The organism is Arthrobacter sp. B3I9 (assembly GCF_030816935.1).
Lineage (GTDB): Bacteria > Actinomycetota > Actinomycetes > Actinomycetales > Micrococcaceae > Arthrobacter.
Window position 1 is genome coordinate 2,432,357 of record NZ_JAUSYO010000001.1, and the last position, 16,825, is coordinate 2,449,181.

At 66.9% G+C, this 16,825-nt stretch carries 12 protein-coding genes; all 12 read right to left on the reverse strand.

The window, feature by feature from the left end:
* Positions 1-47: 47 nt before the first annotated feature.
* Positions 48-1,868, reverse strand: a complete 1,821-nt coding sequence (locus QFZ65_RS11435) for a VgrG-related protein (RefSeq protein WP_306910476.1) — start codon at positions 1,866-1,868, stop codon at positions 48-50.
* Positions 1,855-2,712, reverse strand: a complete 858-nt coding sequence (locus QFZ65_RS11440; RefSeq protein WP_306910478.1) for a peptidase M23 — start codon at positions 2,710-2,712, stop codon at positions 1,855-1,857. Before QFZ65_RS11440 ends, QFZ65_RS11435 begins: the two co-directional genes overlap by 14 nt.
* Before the next feature lie 15 nt (positions 2,713-2,727).
* Positions 2,728-3,162, reverse strand: a complete 435-nt coding sequence (locus QFZ65_RS11445; RefSeq protein WP_306910480.1) for a phage tail protein — start codon at positions 3,160-3,162, stop codon at positions 2,728-2,730.
* An 8-nt stretch (positions 3,163-3,170) separates the two neighbouring features.
* Complete coding sequence (locus QFZ65_RS11450; protein ID WP_306910482.1) at positions 3,171-6,380, reverse strand: hypothetical protein; 3,210 nt, start codon at positions 6,378-6,380, stop codon at positions 3,171-3,173.
* 3 nt (positions 6,381-6,383) lie between these two features.
* Complete coding sequence (locus QFZ65_RS11455; protein WP_306910483.1) at positions 6,384-6,593, reverse strand: DUF6760 family protein; 210 nt, start codon at positions 6,591-6,593, stop codon at positions 6,384-6,386.
* A complete protein-coding gene (locus QFZ65_RS11460) occupies positions 6,539-7,006 on the reverse strand; it encodes a hypothetical protein (RefSeq protein ID WP_306910485.1) in 468 nt (155 codons plus the stop codon). The genes QFZ65_RS11455 and QFZ65_RS11460 overlap by 55 nt, the downstream gene beginning before the upstream one ends.
* Positions 7,003-7,446, reverse strand: a complete 444-nt coding sequence (locus tag QFZ65_RS11465; protein ID WP_306910487.1) for a phage tail protein — start codon at positions 7,444-7,446, stop codon at positions 7,003-7,005. Before QFZ65_RS11465 ends, QFZ65_RS11460 begins: the two co-directional genes overlap by 4 nt.
* 24 nt (positions 7,447-7,470) lie before the next feature.
* On the reverse strand, positions 7,471-8,946 hold the full coding sequence (locus tag QFZ65_RS11470; RefSeq protein ID WP_306910489.1) for a phage tail sheath subtilisin-like domain-containing protein: 1,476 nt from the start codon (positions 8,944-8,946) through the stop codon (positions 7,471-7,473).
* A gap of 200 nt (positions 8,947-9,146) precedes the next feature.
* Positions 9,147-13,091, reverse strand: coding sequence for a hypothetical protein (locus tag QFZ65_RS11475; RefSeq protein WP_306910492.1), 3,945 nt, complete (start codon positions 13,089-13,091; stop codon positions 9,147-9,149).
* A gap of 18 nt (positions 13,092-13,109) precedes the next feature.
* Positions 13,110-13,889, reverse strand: a complete 780-nt coding sequence (locus QFZ65_RS11480) for a DUF4157 domain-containing protein (RefSeq protein ID WP_306910494.1) — start codon at positions 13,887-13,889, stop codon at positions 13,110-13,112.
* A 122-nt stretch (positions 13,890-14,011) separates the two neighbouring features.
* Entirely contained in the window at positions 14,012-16,108 is a 2,097-nt protein-coding gene (locus QFZ65_RS11485) for an ATP-binding protein (protein ID WP_306910496.1), read from the reverse strand.
* A gap of 20 nt (positions 16,109-16,128) precedes the next feature.
* Positions 16,129-16,785, reverse strand: coding sequence for a DUF4255 domain-containing protein (locus QFZ65_RS11490; protein ID WP_306910498.1), 657 nt, complete (start codon positions 16,783-16,785; stop codon positions 16,129-16,131).
* Positions 16,786-16,825 lie beyond the last annotated feature (40 nt).

Here is a 16,825-nt window from a genome sequence, read left to right on the forward strand (position 1 = left end):
CCTCCTCTCTTCGGCTTCGCTGTCTCCGGTACGGACCCGGTCCTGAATTAGTTGATCCGGACCAGGCCGCCCTTGACTGTGGTCGTCGCACCGCCGGAAAGCTCAGCCGTCGCGTCGCCCGCCACTTTGACGCTCGGCGCCTTGAGTTCGGCCGAGGCGTTGCCAGTGATCTTCACGGCGGCGCCCTTCAGCTCCAGGTCGGTGGACGCTTCGACGGTTATCTTCTTGCCTTTGATCGCTACTTCCCCCGTGGCCGTCGTCACCGAGACGTCCTTCTTGGCCGTGACCTTGACCGGGCCTTCTGAAATGATCTCGATGCCCGCGTCGGGTTTCTGGACCAGGGAGATTTTTTGCTTGCCGCCGTTGCTGCTCACCGTGAGCTGCTCGCCCTCGGGCGATTCCAGGAATTCGACCAGCATTCCGGTGCGGGATACGAAGGCGCGCCGCTGGACGGCGCCGTCGGTGCCGCCGACGTGGTCCGCCCAGGGTTTGTCCGGCTTGTCCTTGCCGTTGTAGAGGCCGCCAAGGACGAACGGCTGCTGGAAGCTGCCGTGCCCGAAGGCGACGAGGACTTCATCGCCGACCTCCGGGAGCACGACGGCGCCCCGGGAGGCGCCCGCGCCCGCCTGGACGGTACGGGCCCACCAGCTCTCGTAGTTGTCCGAGAGGACCGGAAACTTGACCTTGACCCTGCCCTGGTTTTCCGGATCCTTCGCCGCGGTCACCACGGCGTTCACGATGCCGGGCATCGCAGATTTTCCGTTCGCGCCGGCCGCGACCCCGTACAGTGACCGCTCAGACTCGTGGCTCACGACGAACGTGGTGAGGTAGCCGCTGTCCGGCCTGAAATCGTGCCGGGATGAGCTCAAGGTGTACCTGCCGTCGAACGGTTTCCCGGCGCCCTTCAGCGACACAGCGGCGCCGGCCCGCAGCTTCGGATTTCCGCGGGCCACACCTTCCAGTTCCGCGAAGGCGCCGCTCAGGTGTGAGGCCAGCGCGGCAGCTGCTGCGTCGCACTGCGCGGCCTGCTCGAAGGCCGTTGCGGGAGCAACATAGCGCGGGCTGCCGAATTTCTTGGCCAGGGTGGCGGGCTCCACGTCCGGCAGCTTGGCACTGGGGGTTTTTGCCGGCGCGACGGCGACAATCGCCCGCTTCGCCGCGACGTCCCATCCCCGAACCTCAACGTCAGGAACCTGACCGGCCGATGTGACCGTTCCGCGGAGGGACACGAGGTTGACCCCGCGCTGGAGGACGAGGGGCTCGTTCCTGGCGCCGCCCGTGTCCGCAGGGGCCGTCGCGGCCTCCGTGGACGCCGTGAAGTGCAGCGCGCCCTCGGAGACGGTCAGGAACACGCCGGCTTCCACGGCCAGCCGGTGCAGGAAGTCCCAGTCGCTGATGCCGTCCTGGGCGACGTGCTGCAGCACGGGCCCTTTGGCGTCGATGGTCCCTGCCTTGATGCCGGCCCGCTGGGCAACCTTGCGAGCAATGTCCGCCGCGGTGCTTTGCAGGTAGGCCTCCACCCGGCGTCCCCGGAACAGCCGGTGGGAATGGTCGAGGCCGCGGACAATCGTGTATAGGCCGTCGTGGTCCATTTCCGTTTCGAGGGCCGTGACTTCCCCGGACAGCAGAGGAGCCGGGCCGCCGGGTCCGCTCTGCTGCACCAGCAGCTTGACCGGGACACCGATGCTGATTGCAGCTTTTTCGAGGACTGTTGAGTACTCGTCGCTGAAGCGGAGCACAAAGAGGTCGGGAACGTTGCTGCTGTCGTCCACGTAGCCGGACACGAGGCGCGCGGCGATGTCAGGGGGAAGCGGCTTCCCGGCAACTTCCACCAGCAGCATGTTGCTGAATTCCTCACCGTGCGCCACGCAGCACCTCCCGCCCGGCTGCTGCATCATCCTGGGGCGCGGTGGACGGAAGCTCGCTGACGGCCGGCAGCAGCACAGAGCTGCCGGGCCGCAGCCGCATGGGATCGTCGATCCGGTTCGCGGCGGCGACTGCCCGCCACAGCGAGGCGTTCCCATACTCGTTGTAGGCGATGCCGGCGAGAGTGTCTCCTTGGATGAGTACGTGCACGCGGCGCGGCACCAAGCCACCCGAGGTCGGGTTCTGTTTGGGCGGGCTCCCCGCTATTTCTTCCAGCGAGACCGTGCAGGTGGCGCGGACAGGAAGTCCGGCGGCCGTGAACAGGGTGTACTTGACCTGCACACTGGCAACGTAGGCCAGGAACCCCGTCAGTTCACCCCAGCGGAAAAGGACCCAGGGCGGAGAGCCCTTGTTCTGCTTCAGCGAGGCGTCGGTGGGGACGCAGCAGGCGAACAGCTTGTCCACCCGCTGGACCACGGCATCATCCTGCTTTCCCGACGCATCAAAGAACATCTCCAGGGACAGTTTGGAGGGCATTGGGCCGTTATATTGCGGAGGTCCTGCCTTCTGGTTGGCCTTGGCGGTCTGGCGCGTCCAGGAGGCCGTTTTTCCCATGCTCAGCTCTTTGGGGTTGAACTGGAAATCGATGCGACCGATCTGCGGGCCTGCCTTGTCCAGCGAGCCGTCCTTGGACGGCTCATGCAACTCCAGGTACGCGTGGGAGAGCTTCAGCGCCCCCTCGCCACCGTTGCCCGGTGAGCCTCCTGCGCTCGGCGCTGCAGGACCGGCGGCCGGCGCAGCCGCCGCGGCAGTGGCCGACCTCGGCGCGGCTGTTGTTGTGGTCATGTCCGACTCCTCCCGCTACCGCAGCTTTGAAACAAAGCCGTGATGGGCGATTTCTAAGGTCTCCATGATGACTTTGGGCTGGTCCGGGTTGAGCGAGGGTCCCTTCCATCGCACCGGAACGACGTCGTAGAGCTCCCAGCCCGCGATCTTCCTGCCGTTGCCCGTCATCGCCTCGATGATGCCGGTGCAGCGGGTGTACCCGCTGGCCATGTCCGCGAACCACTTCGCTATCTTTTCCGTGTCCCGCCCCAGCGGCCTGGTCAGCGTGATGTTGGGATATTTGAGCCGTGTGGGGAGTTGCCAGATGAAGGAGTTGTTGCCGCCCTCCTCCCGGGATTCGATCACCACCTCGCAGCCGAGGCCTTCACAGGTGCTGAACGTACCCAGTTCCATGCTGTCCAGCGCTACGTGGAACCGGACACTTACGGCAGTATCCACATCCTCGAGCATGATCTTCCTCAGTTCGCGTCGGTCCGCAGACCGCGGCGCTCGCGGTCAAGCAGCATTTCGGTCTTGATACGACGAATCAGCGGCCCGGCGAGCCGCTTGGCAAGTTCTTCAAGTTGTTCCGGGCTCGCTTGGGCAGCGTTTCCGGAAGCAGCTGCCCCAGCGGGGCCGCTCGGCGCCGGTCCCGCTAACCCCGGCGGACCGGACAAGCTGCGCTCAGCGCCCTGCCCGGCAGACGCGGCCTCCGCGGACTCAAGCGTGGGAGTTGCCGCAGGCGGAGGGGCGCCCGGAACAGAGTCGGGTGTGGGGACCTCGGCTTCTTCACGTTGCAGGACCGCCTGGTTTTGACTGCGTGCTCCGGATGGGACGGCGGCCGGGCTCAAGGTCAGCGGAGCCGCCGTCCCGGGGAGCGGCCCGGCGACCGTGGGGGCCGCGGGCTCCGTGGGGAATCCCGCCAGGGTTTGCGTCGCGAGGCTGCGTTCAAGGCCCCAGCGCTGGGGCGTCGTTGCCGTCGTTCCGGTCGTTCCGGTCGTTCCGGTCGTTCCGGTCGTTCTGGTCGTTCCCAACGTTCCCAACGTTCCCAACGTTCCAGGAACTGTGGCCAAGGAGGCACCAGAGCGCTGCAGGCTGACGGGCTGCTGCCGCTGTTGAGGGGTTTGCGGCGCCAGCGAGTGGGCGCCCATGAGCGTGTGCGTCCGGGACGCCGATAAGGTCCGGGACGCACTATCCGCGGTGGCCGCGTCCGGTAACGCAATAGTGCGCTGGATGATTCGTCCGACGGCGGCGCTCGCCTCCGGTAGTTCATCGGTCCCCGTGTCGATCGGGGTGGTTTCCTCCGGATTAAAGGCCTCCGCAGGACGCAGGGTGTTGATGCCGGAGCTGGCGTCGGTGGCAGTGCCGGCGTCGTTGCTGGGGCCGGCGTCGTTGCTGGTGCCGGTCGCCATGCCGGCGTCGGTGCCAGACCCGGGAAAGGTACCGGTGCCCATTCCGGTAAAAGTCGCCAGGGGCATGGCAGGCATCGTCAAAGTTGGATCGGTTGAGCCCGTCCCGGCCGCAATGATCTTGTCGCTACTCTCGGACCCAGCAGCTCGGGCGGCATAAAGTTCCGGGCCCACCGCCGCGGCCGGTTGCTGGACCGGCGATCGTGGCACCGGCGGCGCCACCACAGGCATCGTTGTCAGCCGTTGCCAGGTCTCTGGCCTTGAACCGCCCCCATCGCTCTGCACGACGCGCAGTACAACCGGGCCTGCTGACGAGTGGATGGGCCACGCCCGCCTTGCGTTCTCAGGCCCGGGCCCGGGAGCCCGCTGGACTCCTGGGACGGACAACGGGATGGGCGGTGCTGGGTGCTCCAGCTTGCCGGTGTCTGCCTGGCCGCTTCCGCGCGGGCCGTGTGACGATCCGTCTGACGATCCGACGCCGGCGGGTCCGTGCTGCGGCAACGGGAGCGCAGCAGCGGACGCTGAGTCCCCGGCGCGTGGGAGAGCCGCAGTCGGAGCTTCGCCGCCGGGATTGCGTTGCAGCGAAGGGGCAGGCACGACCCTGGGCGTTCCCGCGGCGACCGACGTCCTCGGGACGGCCGGCGCGGAGTCGGGCGAGGCGGAAGGCTCGTCGTCCGCGGGCGCCGCACCGGAGCCCGTGGCCGGCTCCGGTGCGGGGAGCACTACCTGGGGCGATTCTGTGCGTGCGGCTAGCAGCGCCGAACTAGAGCCCAGTTCTGCACGGGCGGTCCGAGAGTCGTCGGCGCTGATGCGCGAGACAACCGGCAAAACCATGCCGGTACCGACGTCCCGCGGTGCGGCACTGTCTCCACGGGAGGGTCGATCCCCTGCAAGGTCCAAGGTGCCGGCCGGCGCCGCATCCGAGAGTAGCGGCACTGACTCAGCCTCCGACGCGGGCGAGACTGCTGATGTGCTGGCGGGTTCGGGCCTTGGCTCGGGGAGCGGCTCTGGAGTCAAGGTATCCGCTGCTTCCACGGAATCCAGGGTTGGCGCATCGGACATGCGGGCAACCACCCCAGCCTGCCGCTCCGTTGCCGGCCTGCTCGTTGATTGCCCGTCCGCCACCATCGGTGCCGATGCCGGTGCCGATGTCTCCTGGGCAGTGCCACGGCCACCGTCCGGGAGGGCTCGTTCAACTTCCCTGTCGTCCCCGCCGGCGACCGTCTCGTGCGGCGTGGGCAGGGCGTAAGTACCCGGCGTCGATTCCCGCTGCACCGGCAAGCGGAATGGCTCAGCAGCCTTGCCTGGGGGCGGTTCCGCCGCCGCGGCGGCCTCCGTGGCCGGGTCGGAGAAGGACAGGGGCATGCCCAATCCGAGCCTGGGCATGCCGGACCCCAGCTTGGCTGCGCGCTGGACGGTCCCGAACGACGCGGCGCTTACTGCCGTCCCGCCGGGAGTCCGCTGCGCGGCGGGTACCGGCGGTATCTGGACATAGGTGGCACGCCCGTCCGAGCTGCTGCCGTCCGAGCTGCTGCTGCCGTCACGCCCGGGACTGACGGCGCCTAGGTGATGGCTTGGCAAGGTCTCCTCTGCGGCGGGGACCGCGGCGGGCATCTCAGGTGGAGCAGGGAACGCCGCGGGCCCAGTTGCCTCCGTGTCGGGAAGCGGCCGGGCCGGCGTCGTCGCCTCGGAATGTGGAAGCGGAGCATGGCGCTGAAGCGGACTCGGGTCGACGTGCAGGGCAGGAAATGGCATTCGTTCTGCGGCCAGCAGGGATTCCCGGCCTGCCGGTCCTTCCTCCGCATCAATTTCCGGCGAATCCGTGGCCGCGGGACCGCCCACCAGCGACCCACCGTCCGCGGCGCCGCCGTCGGGCGTCAGACGTTGCGCTGTCGGGGTAGCACCGCCGTCACGTACCGGCGTCGGGCGGACCGCCGGGGCGGGCGGCGGAAGCAGCGTCATCTCAGTTGAAGCAGCCGGGTATCCGCCGTCGGCCGGAACCGGACCGCCGCCGTCGACGTCGATGACTCCCGGCGGCGCCTGGGCGCTGACCAGGTGGGCCATGCGGCCGGTGAAGGACGGATCACTCCAGGAGGAGAGCGCGCCGGCGAACCGTCCGGGGTCCGAGGTCAGCTGCACATCACCGATGGTGCGCTGCAACGGCGGCAGGAAGGCCCAGCCGGCCGGTGGAACCCGGTCCCCCACCGCCGATCCGAGCGGCTCGCGCGGGGCCTGAGCCGGCGGGTGCTCGGGCCGTTCCCGTTGCCACGGCCACCGCATGGTTCAGCGCTCCTGGCTGAGGCGGGTGTTGATCGCCGCGATTTCGCTGACATAGCGAAGGCGTTGCGCGTGCTCCAGATCGAGGATGTCATCGAGGGGCCAATGGAAGTGATACGCCACGTACGACACCTCCTCATAGATCCGGTCCGGCGCATACGTCATGATTCCCCCAGGCGGCCACCGGCGAGGTCGGCGGTGAATCGGTGCGAGCATTCCGGACACGTGACCGCGATCCGGGTGTGGCCTTCCGCGTTGATCCGCCGGTAGAAGTCCTGGAGGAAGGCGACGTCGGAGGCGAACATGTTCTCCACGACGGCTGAGGTGACAGCTCCAAGGGTGCCGAGGGAAGTGATCACCCTGCCGAGCAGGACAACTGTCGTGTAGGCGGCGTTTTCCTGGACCCGGGCGTCGTAGAGCGGCAGCAGCTCGTCCCGGGCGGTCGCCAGCCGCATGACGCCCGACCTGTGCACGGTCCCGTCCTGATCCACGTAGCCGCGGGGCAACTCGAAGCTGAACTCCGTGCGCAGCGGCTGGCGCCCGTTCTCCTGCCGCCGGTCAGGGGAGGCCCCGGGCGGATCCGCCGCAAGCTCGGGCAGCACCGCGGCGCCATGGACCCGCTGCATCATGAGATGGTGGATTCGTCGTAGCAGATGACGAATTTCTCCGTGGCCTGCTCCGTGGCGCCGGCCTTCAGGGAGTTAACTTCTACGCTCTTCACCCAGCAGTTGACGAAGTTGTAGGTCTTCAGCGTCTCACCCTTGTAGTCAAGCAGCGAGACGGCTGCGGTCTTACGTGCCCCAGCGACGTCGCCCTCCATGACCGTCTTGAGCCAGTCGTTTATGGTTTTGCTTTGTGTCAGGCCCCTCGTGACAGTCAGCTCCCCTGCCTTTGGCCGGCCAATGAGCTGCCGGACGACGTACTTGCCGTCCTGGGTCTGCTGCTTCAGTTCGATCTTGTCGACCTCGGTCTTGAGGCCGCTCACCTCGATCACCCGCGGCACTTCGATGCCGTCAATGGTGACGGTGAAGCCATTCGCCGCTGAGTTGTCGAAATCGCCGAGCGCCATGGTCTTGCTCCTTTTGAACTGGAATTACTCACTCACGAGGCTGGTGCCGCCGGAGAACTGGGACAACTGGAAGATGACGAACTCGGCCGGCTTCACGGGAGCGACTCCGATCTGGCAGACCACCTGGCCGGCGTCGATACCTTCGGCCGGGTTGGTCTCCGCATCACATTTGACGAAGAAGGCCTGTTCAGGGGTGACGCCGAAAAGTGCTCCCTTACGCCATTCATTGGTCAGGAAGGCGCTGATGGTGCGGCGGATGCGCGCCCAGAGCGCGGGGTCATTCGGTTCGAAGACCGCCCACTGGGTGCCCTGCAGAATCGACTCCTCCAGATAGTTGAAGAGGCGGCGGACGTTCAGGTAGCGCCATTCGGCGTCGCTGGACAGGGTGCGTGCTCCCCAGACGCGAATGCCGCGGCCCGGGAAGGTGCGGAGGCAGTTGACGCCGATGGGGTTCAGCAGTTCCTGCTCCGTTTTGGTGATCTGCGTCTGGAGGCTGGTGACACCCCGGATCACCTCGTTGGCCGGTGCCTTATGGACGCCGCGGGTGTCATCATTGCGGGCCCACACTCCGGCCATGTGGCCCGACGGCGGGATGAACCGGTTTGTGCCTGTGCTGGGGTCGAAGGCCTTTACCCACGGCCAGTAAAGCGCGGCGAATTTCGAGTCGTAGCCTCCGCCGTCCATCCGCCAGTTCTTGATCTGCTGGGCGTTGAGATTGGGCGGCGGGTCGATGATGGCAATGCGGTCACCCATCAGCTCGCAGTGGGCGATGGCGGCAAGCTGCACGGCCTTGACCGTTTCCAGGTCAATCGATCCCTGCTCCAGGGCGGCCATCAGGTCCGGCACCGCCACCATCGTCACGTCGTCGACGGCTTCCAGGCCGCTGAACCCCGTCCGGTCCGCGGCATCCCCGACGTAGTCGTTGGCGTTCAGCTCGTCGGTGGTCGGCGGCTCGGGCTCAGGCTCGGGGGCTATCAGCTGGACGGTCCCCTTGTCCGGCTTCACGATGGCGCCGCCGGTGCCCACTTCCTCGATGGTGACGACCTTCGACTCGGCGCTGACCTTGGTGGCGACATTGTTGGTGCCACGTTTGGTGCTGACGTTGTCCCAGACTTCGGGCGGCTTGCCCTCAGCGGTGATGACGATCTTGAACTGGTCCTCGGGTGCGTTTTCGCCGCCGGGATCTGCGATTTCCACGGTGACGGGTTTGGGGTTCGCTGCCGTCGACTTCGCGGTGACCCGGTAGCCGCCGAGCTCCGCCGTCGGAGCAGCTGTCACGGCTTTCGGGGCCTGCTTGGGTTTGTCCTCCCGGGCGCCGTCGGCGCCGATGCGGACCACGTAGCAGTTCCCGCCCCCGTTGAGGAAATAGCCGTAGACGGCGTGAGCCAGATACGAACCCGGCACGAAGTCACCGAAAGTTTCGGAGAACTGGGTCCAGTTGGACACAAGAGTCGGCTGGTTGTCCGGGCCCTTCGACGCCAGCCCGACGAAGGCAGCCACTGCCGTGCCTACCCCCTCGATTGGACGAGTGCCTGCTTCGACCTCGTTTACGTACACACCTGGGGAAAGATAGCTTGGCATTTTGTCTCCTCGTTGAACCCAAAACGTGGTTCAAGGGTGCTGTGAGACGGCGCCCGGCGGTACGGCTATCAGGATGCGCTGACGGGAAGGATGGGGTGCACGAAGGGGCAGGCTTCGGCCTAATCGCTTGGGAGTTGACCCTTGAAATGCAGCCCCCGGTTCCGGAGGATATCGGTGATGACCTTCATTTCTTCCTCTGCGGCATATAAGATTCTGGAGCGGTCGGGCCAAAGCTTAAGCGGGTTGCCAGATTTATCGAGGACGCCCCTCGCTTCTCGACCCTCGGCGTTGGCGGCGAATTCGCGTTCTACTGCCCGATGTGTGCGGGAGATCACGCCAGTCGTCATTCTGTGAAAGACCTTAGACGTATCCTCATAGAAATCGAGTTTCATTCGTGCAAGCGAAGTTTGCTTTTTTGCCAGTTGCTCGGTTCTATCGAGCAGGCGCTCTTGCACCTTCGCCTCCATCCCTCGAGGGAGCTTTTTGGCGACTGGGGGCTGGCTGGGCGTACTAGCGAGACGTTTCATCGCTTCTACTTCCACAACTGCCCGCCAGATCAGCCTTCTGGCCAGTCTCAGGTCTCCTCCCAGTTGATTGTGTCTATTGAAGTCCTTGAACTCGTGGGCCTGCCTCCATGTCAGCACCGTATGCAGCCGCTTTTTCCACTCAAAGTAGTCTGCAGACCGGCCCAGCCCACCCGCGACGAGCAGGCTTTCAACGTAGGCTGCCGGGATAACATGTTCCGCCCATAAGTACTTCCCGCTGTCCTTTTGGTCCTTGTCTGGCAACACGTTTCCAACACGATCGGCGGCCTCCTGTTCCGCCCCATCGGCCTTCGTATGCACGAGCGGAAGGTCCGGAGTGTCTCCGCTGGCCTTCTGCACGTGAATGTGATGTAGGGAGCCGACGGATACTAGGTCAGCCTCCCGCAGGCCGAAGTGTTGCTTGAGTGCGGGCAACCCAGCTCGGACGCTCGCCACCGTTGCACGCTTCGCGAGCAGAAGTCGCTTACCGGCCTCGATCGAGGGCCCGATGTCACCACCGGACTTTCCCCGAACCCATGCCTTTCCGGCTTCCACCTTCCCCTTCACGTAGGCCTTCCCCTCAGCGACCTTGCCCTTCACCTTCCCGGCGAACCCCTTGATCCCGCGGATGATCGGGCCGGCCAGCTTAAGCCCGGTCTTGATCACGAAGTCGAGGGCCTTGTTGACGGGCTTTTGCAGCGTCTCGATGATCTGGCGGATCTTCTGGCCGATGCCTCCGAGGCCGATGACGCTGGCGAGGAAGCCGATGAGGATCGGGACCATCTGGCCAAGGACCTCTTCGATCTTGTTCACCACGCTGCTGACGTTGCCGCGCACGATGTCCGCCACCGAGTCGATGATGGTGTTGACGAACTTCATGATCCGCTCGGCGTTGTTCACGAAGAACATCACGACGTCGTAGATGAGCTTGCAGGCCTTGATGAACGCCGCCGCGGGGTTCAGCAGGCCGATCAGCCAAGTGATGCCGGCGGTAATGACCTTGCTGATCACGAAGTCTTTGACCTGGTCCAGGATCATGTCCTTGATGTTGCCCAGCTTCTCCAGCAGCATCTGCCACAGGCCCGCGACTCCCTGGCTGGCGAAGACCTGGAAGATCTCCACACCCTTCTCCACCGCCGCCATGGCCTTCTCGCCGATCTTCTTGACGATCCTGTTGCGGATGTTCGCCCACGTCAGCCCGAAGATCGAGGCCAGTAGCTTGATGATGCCCTTGATGTCGAAGGTGTCCGGCAGCTCGACGCCGCCCTCAGACAGGGCACCGAACAGCCAGCCCATCAGGCCCTTCTTGAGGTGGCCCAGGATGTTGTCCTTGAACTTGAGGATGCCGCCCTTCACGCCGTCGATCAGGTTCCCGAGGAACGCGACCGGACTCTTGATGATGTCCCCCACGACGCCCGCCGCCCGCGAGAGCACGTTCCTGAGCATCGCCGCGAGTTCTCGGATGGTGTTGATGATCGCCTTGATCGCACCGATCGCTTTGTCCACCAGGCCCTTGTTCTCCGCCTGGAGGGCTTCGATCCGCTCGTCGAGCCCCTTGCGGGACTCCACGTACTTGGTGGCCAGTGCATCAACCACTGACTCCTGCTTGGCGTTGACGTCGCTCTCAAGTGCCTCGAACTTGTCGCCGATCTCCTTGGTCGCCTCGGCACCGACCTTCTTGAGCGAGGCCGGAAGACCCGCGACGTAGGTAGAAATCTCGGAGCGGCCTTTCGCGATCCGCTGCTTGGCTGCGGTCAGATCTGTGCCGACGATGTCCGCCACGTTGGAGATGACGCCATTCATCTCCTTGAGGTAGAGCTCGCGCCCGGCCTCGTAGAACTCGTTAACCTTCGGAGGCATCCCGCGGATCTTGTCCCGGAGCCACCGGTAGCCGCCGAGCCAACCGCCGTACCGGTCCTTCTTGAACGCGGACATTTTAGCTTCAACGAAGGCCTCAAAAGCGGAACGGGCCCTGGCCTCGCCCTTCTCGAAGGCGGCGTCGACCTTCGGGTCGATTCCGTCGAGGATCTTCTTAACGTCGGCCTCGGTGGCGGCGAAGATGGCCTGGACTTTGGCTGTGACCTCCGCGCGCCGGGTCTCGTCCTTGGACTTGGTCTTACCTTTGTCCGCCACCAGGTTCGCCAGGGCCGCCGCCTTGGCCCCCTGCATCCCCGCGACACCGACGGCGGTCTCGGTCCCGGCCTCCGCCTTGCCCTGCTGAAGAACCTGCTGTTCCTGCTGGCGGTACTCCGCGGGAGCGGTCTGGGCATGCTCGGCGGCTGCCTTTTTGTCAGCGAGGCCTTGCTGGAACTCGGGTTCGTTGGACTGGGCCAACTGCTGGTCACTGACTTCGGCGTCGGCCATTTCCTGGTTGGCCTGTTGCGGGCCCGCGGCCAGGTTGAGCTGTTCGGCGGGTGCCGGCTTTGGCGCGGCTCCGGCAGCGGGAACGGCCGGGACCGTTCCTGCCTGTTCCTGGGCCATCGGGGTGACAGGCTTCGGGACCGCTTTGGCCTGGTCCGGCGGGGCCGCGGCGGCCGCCTCGATGTCCTTGGCCTGCCCGGCCTTCCCCTGGCTGACCAGCCCCTTGACCTCGCCCTTCGCCTCCCCGGCTTTGCCTGACTTCTTGTATTCGTCCGCTTCCTCAAGGGACTTCGGCGACTTCGCCTCAATGGCCGCTTTCACAGCGGCGATGAACGCCTGCTTGTCGAAGGAGCCGGGCTGCTGGGCGTCCATCGCGTCAACCTTGGCGGCCTTTGCCTGACCCGCGACGTCATCCGTGGGCGGAAGCGCAGCGCCTTGGGCCTCCTGGGCCTTGGCGGCGGCCGGAGGGTGGGCCTTCCGTGACTGTGCGACGCTCTTGATGTTGCCGGCCACCTGCGCGAAGCCTGCATCGTCCTCGGGGCGCACGGGAACGGGCGCCACCGGGGGCTGCAAGAGCTTGTCGGGAGGCAGCGCGAAGGGGACCAGGAGTGCCGTTGCTGCCGCTCCCCCGGCCGGGGCCGCCGGAAGCTTGCCACCTGCCCGACCCTTGGCCGGTCCAGCCACCTTCGCCGCACCGGCTTTTCCAAGGGGACTGACCGCAGGCACGGGCTTCGGAGGCTGCACTGGTTTCTTTGCAGGCACCGAGCCGGGCCCGAATCCCGTCTTGGTCACCGCGAGCGCCGAAGCCGACGGTTTGGGCCCCTCGAGTTCGACCGGTACACCTGCCGCCTGGGCGGCCTTGAGCCCCTTTTCGACAGTACCGATAGCGGGCTCGTTCTTGCGGATCTCCTTGAGGGCCGCATCGATGTCGGCGCCGGCCTGTTCCCCCGGAGATTTCAGCTTCGCCGCCATGAGGGCGCCGACGGCAGCGTTACCGGCCTGACGCTGCAACGCCAGCATGGCACGAGGATTTGCCCCGGCCGACGGATTGCCGCGCCGCCTTCCCTCGAGCAGGGCGTCGGTGACCTCACTCCTGGCAGGACCAGCGTGGCGCGCCACGGCAGGACCGGCGCTTTGCGCCGGAACCTTTCCCGGGCCGCCCTGGAAAGTCGTCGCCATGGACCGCTCCGCCCGGGATCAGCCCGGCTCTTCTTCTTCCGCCTCGTCGCGCTGCACGGCCTGCGCGTCCACGAAGGTCCCCTGGGCGGTGTCTTCCTCTTCCTCCTCGGCGCGCTGGATGGAAGCGCCCGCGATGAAACTTCCCTGGGCGGTGTCCTCGTCAGCATCGCGCTGGACGACGCCGATCCCCGCCGCGAACCGCTGCGCCGTCGCGGGCACGGCGGGGGCGGACATCGCGCGCTCGGCAGTCGCAGCCGCCTCGCGTTCGAAGCGGTCCGACGGATCGCTCACGCGCACACCGGTTCCCGTGGCGGTCCCGTCCACCGGGCCGCTCCGCTGCTGGACCACGTGCGTGAGTTCGTGCGCGAGCATCGTCCGCCCGCCGTCGGATCCGGGATCATATTTGTCGCGCTGGAACACGATGTTGGAGCCGACCGTGTAGGCGTGGGCGTTCACCGATGCCGCGGAATTGTGCGCCGCTTCCCCGGTATGCACACGCACGTCGGAGAAGCTGTGGCCCAGGCGGCCCTCCATGTCGGCACGGACCGGCTCTTCCAGCGGCTGCCCGCTTCCGGATGAGACGACGTCGAGCACCGGTGACCGCTCCTCGTCCGCCAAACCCCGGACGCCGGTGTTACCGACGGCGCGTTGCAGGGCCAGCAGCCCCCGGGAGCCGACGACGTCGGTCCGGCCGGCGGCCGCGGCCCGGTACAGCACCGCCGAGTCCGCGGCGTCAGTCCGCGCCGTTCTGGTCGGGAGACCGTCGACGTCGGACTGGTCGTGGTCGTGCCTGTGCATGGCGCACCCCTTTCATCAGACCTACACAGACGATGCGCCCGGCAAGGTGACCCCACAAGCGCCGCCGCGGCGTCCGAACGGGCAACGGAGCTTGCCCGAAGGGGCAGACCCGGCGGGCCGCATCAGGCGCGTGACGGGCGCGACGGGGCCAACATCCCCCAATAGGGGCCGAATTCGCTCTCCAGCGTCAGCCGTCCCAGTTTCCTGTATTCCCGCTGCACGGCGGTGACGAGATGCTTCATGGTGACCGTCCCGCCGTCGTCCGCTGCCAGGTAGGCGGCAGTGACTGCGGCGGAGCGGATGGCGCCGCCAGCAAGTTCGAAGGCCTGCCCCAAGAAGCCCAGGTCGATTCCCTCCTCCCGTTCCAAGGTCCTGCCGAGGCAGCGGTCCCACAGGACTCTGCGGTGCGCCGCGTCAGGGAGCGGGAAATCCACGACGACGTCCAGTCGCCGCGTGAACGCCTCGTCGATGTTGGCGCGCAGGTTCGTGGCCAGGATGGCCAGCCCGTCAAAGGTCTCCATCCGCTGCAACAGGTAGGCACTTTCGATGTTGGCGTAACGGTCGTGGGCGTCCTTGACCTCGGAGCGGCGGCCGAAAACGGCGTCGGCTTCGTCGAAGAGCAGGACCCCGTTGACCCCCGCGGCCGCGGTGAAGATGCGCTCCAGGTTCTTTTCCGTCTCCCCCACGTATTTGTCGACGACGGTGGCCAGGTCCACGACGTACAGGTCCAGGCCCAGGTCGTGGGCTACAACCTCTGCAGACATCGTCTTGCCCGTCCCCGAGTCCCCGGCGAAGAGGGCCGCCACGCCGTGTCCGCGGCCGGCTCCCGGCCGCATGGCCCAGTCGCCGAGGACCCGCTCGCGGTGCTTGGCACGCAACGCCACTTCCTGCAGGGCCAGAAGCACGGCACCGGGAAGGACTAGATCATCCCAGCCCACCACTGGTTCCACCCGTCGGGCCAGCCGGTCAAGGGCGGAGCCGTTTTCGGCACGCGCCCCGGCCCCGAGGTGACGGGCGGTGAGGCGTCCGTCGGCGGTGAGGGTGGCCTGCACCCGTGCGGAGCCCGCGGCGCGGGCAACCTGTTCCGGCCGTAGCCGGAAAGCCGCTGTGGCCGCTTCGATGTCCAGTCCCTCCAGCAGCCCGTCGTGCGATCCCAACGCGGCCCGCCACAGTGCTGACCGCTCGGCGGATGTGCTGACGGGTACGTCCACCAGCAGGGGCGGCCGGCTGGTCCAGGCGGGGTCCCACGCGGCGTCGCCGACCAGGAGCACGGGTTGCGGTTCTGCGTGCAGCGCTTCCAGTACGGCTGGCCGGTCCGTGACGGCGGCGAGGGGTCCTGCAACCAGTCCGGCACCGCGCAGCCGAACTTCCCGCACCGCGAGTTCCACGAGCTGTAGCGGGTCGCGCTCTGTGGCCAGGCGGGTCAGGTCCAGCAGCACGGCCTCCCGTCCCGTGGACGCAAGCGCACGTACGGCCAGCACGCGTCCGGAGCCGGTGGCGGGCTCCCGCAGATAGGCCATGAGAACCCCCGCTCCGAGCGCCCGGGCCAGCGGCGCAGGATCCCCCCAGACGACGGCGGGAGGCTCGGCCAGGACTGCCTGAAGCGCCGGTTCGGGGGTGTCGTCGCCCAGGAGATGCCCCACGACACGGTCTGGCACCCGCAGCGCCCTTCCCGGCAGCGGGCGGTCCGGGTCCTCGACGGCCAGCAGACCTCCGGTCAGGAGCGGACCGGACAGCAGCCGAGCCCTGCCGTCGGCCGCGGACAGCGGCGTGCCGCAGAGAGCCAGGCCCACGGCGACGGACGGCCGGCGCCGTGTGACGTCGTCGTTCAGGTAGCCGAAGAGCTGTTCGAAACGCGGATCCAAGTCGGCGGCGAGTGCGACAAGCAGCAGATCGACGTCGAGAGGCGACAGCCCGAAGGCCGATGCCAGCTCCCGGAGGCGCAGCCGGTGGCCGTTGGCCTGGGCAGTGTCGGCCAGTTGTTCGCATTGCTGCCACCGCGGCGAGGCACCGTCCGCGCCGGATCCTGTCCACTCCTGCAGAGTTGGAGAGGGGGTTGCCAGCAGGCGGTCGACGGCTTCATCGCTGAGGTAGAGCCCCCGGAAGGGGTCATCCGGCTGCGGGTCCTCGGCGCGCCGCGACGCCACGAGCAGGCGGATGCGCTCTTCAACCACTCCTACCCGTCCCAACAGGTGGGCGAGGCTGGGGTCCTTCGGCATGTCAGTCCCCACGGAACCAGTCACCCCGGCGGCCTGCCGCGCGGCCCCCGGACCGGCGTCGGCGGTGCCTTGTGCTGGTGCCGGCCCACGTCCGCAGCGCCGCCGGCAAAATCTGCCATGTCCACATGGGTCCCCTCGGAAGCTGGCGGACCGGCCTCATAGACGATGCCCGTGTCGACCGGAGCGATGATCACGATGTCGAGCGATGGTTTGAGCTCGCCGCCCAACGCGGACCACACGTCCGCGAAGGCGCGGTCCTCGGGCGGGGGAAGCCCGACGGTCAGCGGTACGGCGAGGCCGGTCTCCGCGAGCGGCCCTACGACGAGTTCGTCGGGAAGGGCGTCGTACTTGAGGAAGCAGCGCAACAGCTGGTCCAGCAGGCGGTGCTCGTCTTCCGGCCGCTGCGTCCAGGCCGTGACCAGGTACGACATCTTGAAATGCCGCGGAGCGGGCCGCCGGGTGTGGACGTAGCCGTCGTCTCCGCGTTGTTCGGAAAAGCCCCGCTCGCGGCGCCTCACGTCCTCACGGATATCGTAGAGGTACAGGTTCACCGTGGGAGCGTTGCGCCGGGCGGCCCAGTCCTTGGTCGGCGCGTCGAAATCTACCTCCACTTCCGACCCGTTGAGGGCTTCATTGCGTACCAGGCTGCGCAAGGCATCGTCGATCTGCGCTATCACTGCCCGCCTCCTTCCCGAGGGGTGGCCTCTTCCGGCTTGA

Excerpts from the sequence above, each read along its gene's own strand:
- QFZ65_RS11445 (WP_306910480.1), bottom strand. The coding sequence starts at position 3,162 with ATGCTCGAGGATGTGGATACTGCCGTAAGTGTCCGGTTCCACGTAGCG.
- QFZ65_RS11450 (WP_306910482.1), bottom strand. The coding sequence starts at position 6,380 with ATGCGGTGGCCGTGGCAACGGGAACGGCCCGAGCACCCGCCGGCTCAG.
- QFZ65_RS11465 (WP_306910487.1), bottom strand. The coding sequence starts at position 7,446 with ATGGCGCTCGGCGATTTCGACAACTCAGCGGCGAATGGCTTCACCGTC.
- QFZ65_RS11480 (WP_306910494.1), bottom strand. The coding sequence starts at position 13,889 with ATGCACAGGCACGACCACGACCAGTCCGACGTCGACGGTCTCCCGACC.
- QFZ65_RS11485 (WP_306910496.1), bottom strand. The coding sequence starts at position 16,108 with ATGCCGAAGGACCCCAGCCTCGCCCACCTGTTGGGACGGGTAGGAGTG.
- QFZ65_RS11475 (WP_306910492.1), bottom strand. The coding sequence starts at position 13,091 with ATGGCGACGACTTTCCAGGGCGGCCCGGGAAAGGTTCCGGCGCAAAGC.
- QFZ65_RS11460 (WP_306910485.1), bottom strand. The coding sequence starts at position 7,006 with ATGATGCAGCGGGTCCATGGCGCCGCGGTGCTGCCCGAGCTTGCGGCG.
- QFZ65_RS11440 (WP_306910478.1), bottom strand. The coding sequence starts at position 2,712 with ATGACCACAACAACAGCCGCGCCGAGGTCGGCCACTGCCGCGGCGGCT.
- QFZ65_RS11455 (WP_306910483.1), bottom strand. The coding sequence starts at position 6,593 with ATGCTCGCACCGATTCACCGCCGACCTCGCCGGTGGCCGCCTGGGGGA.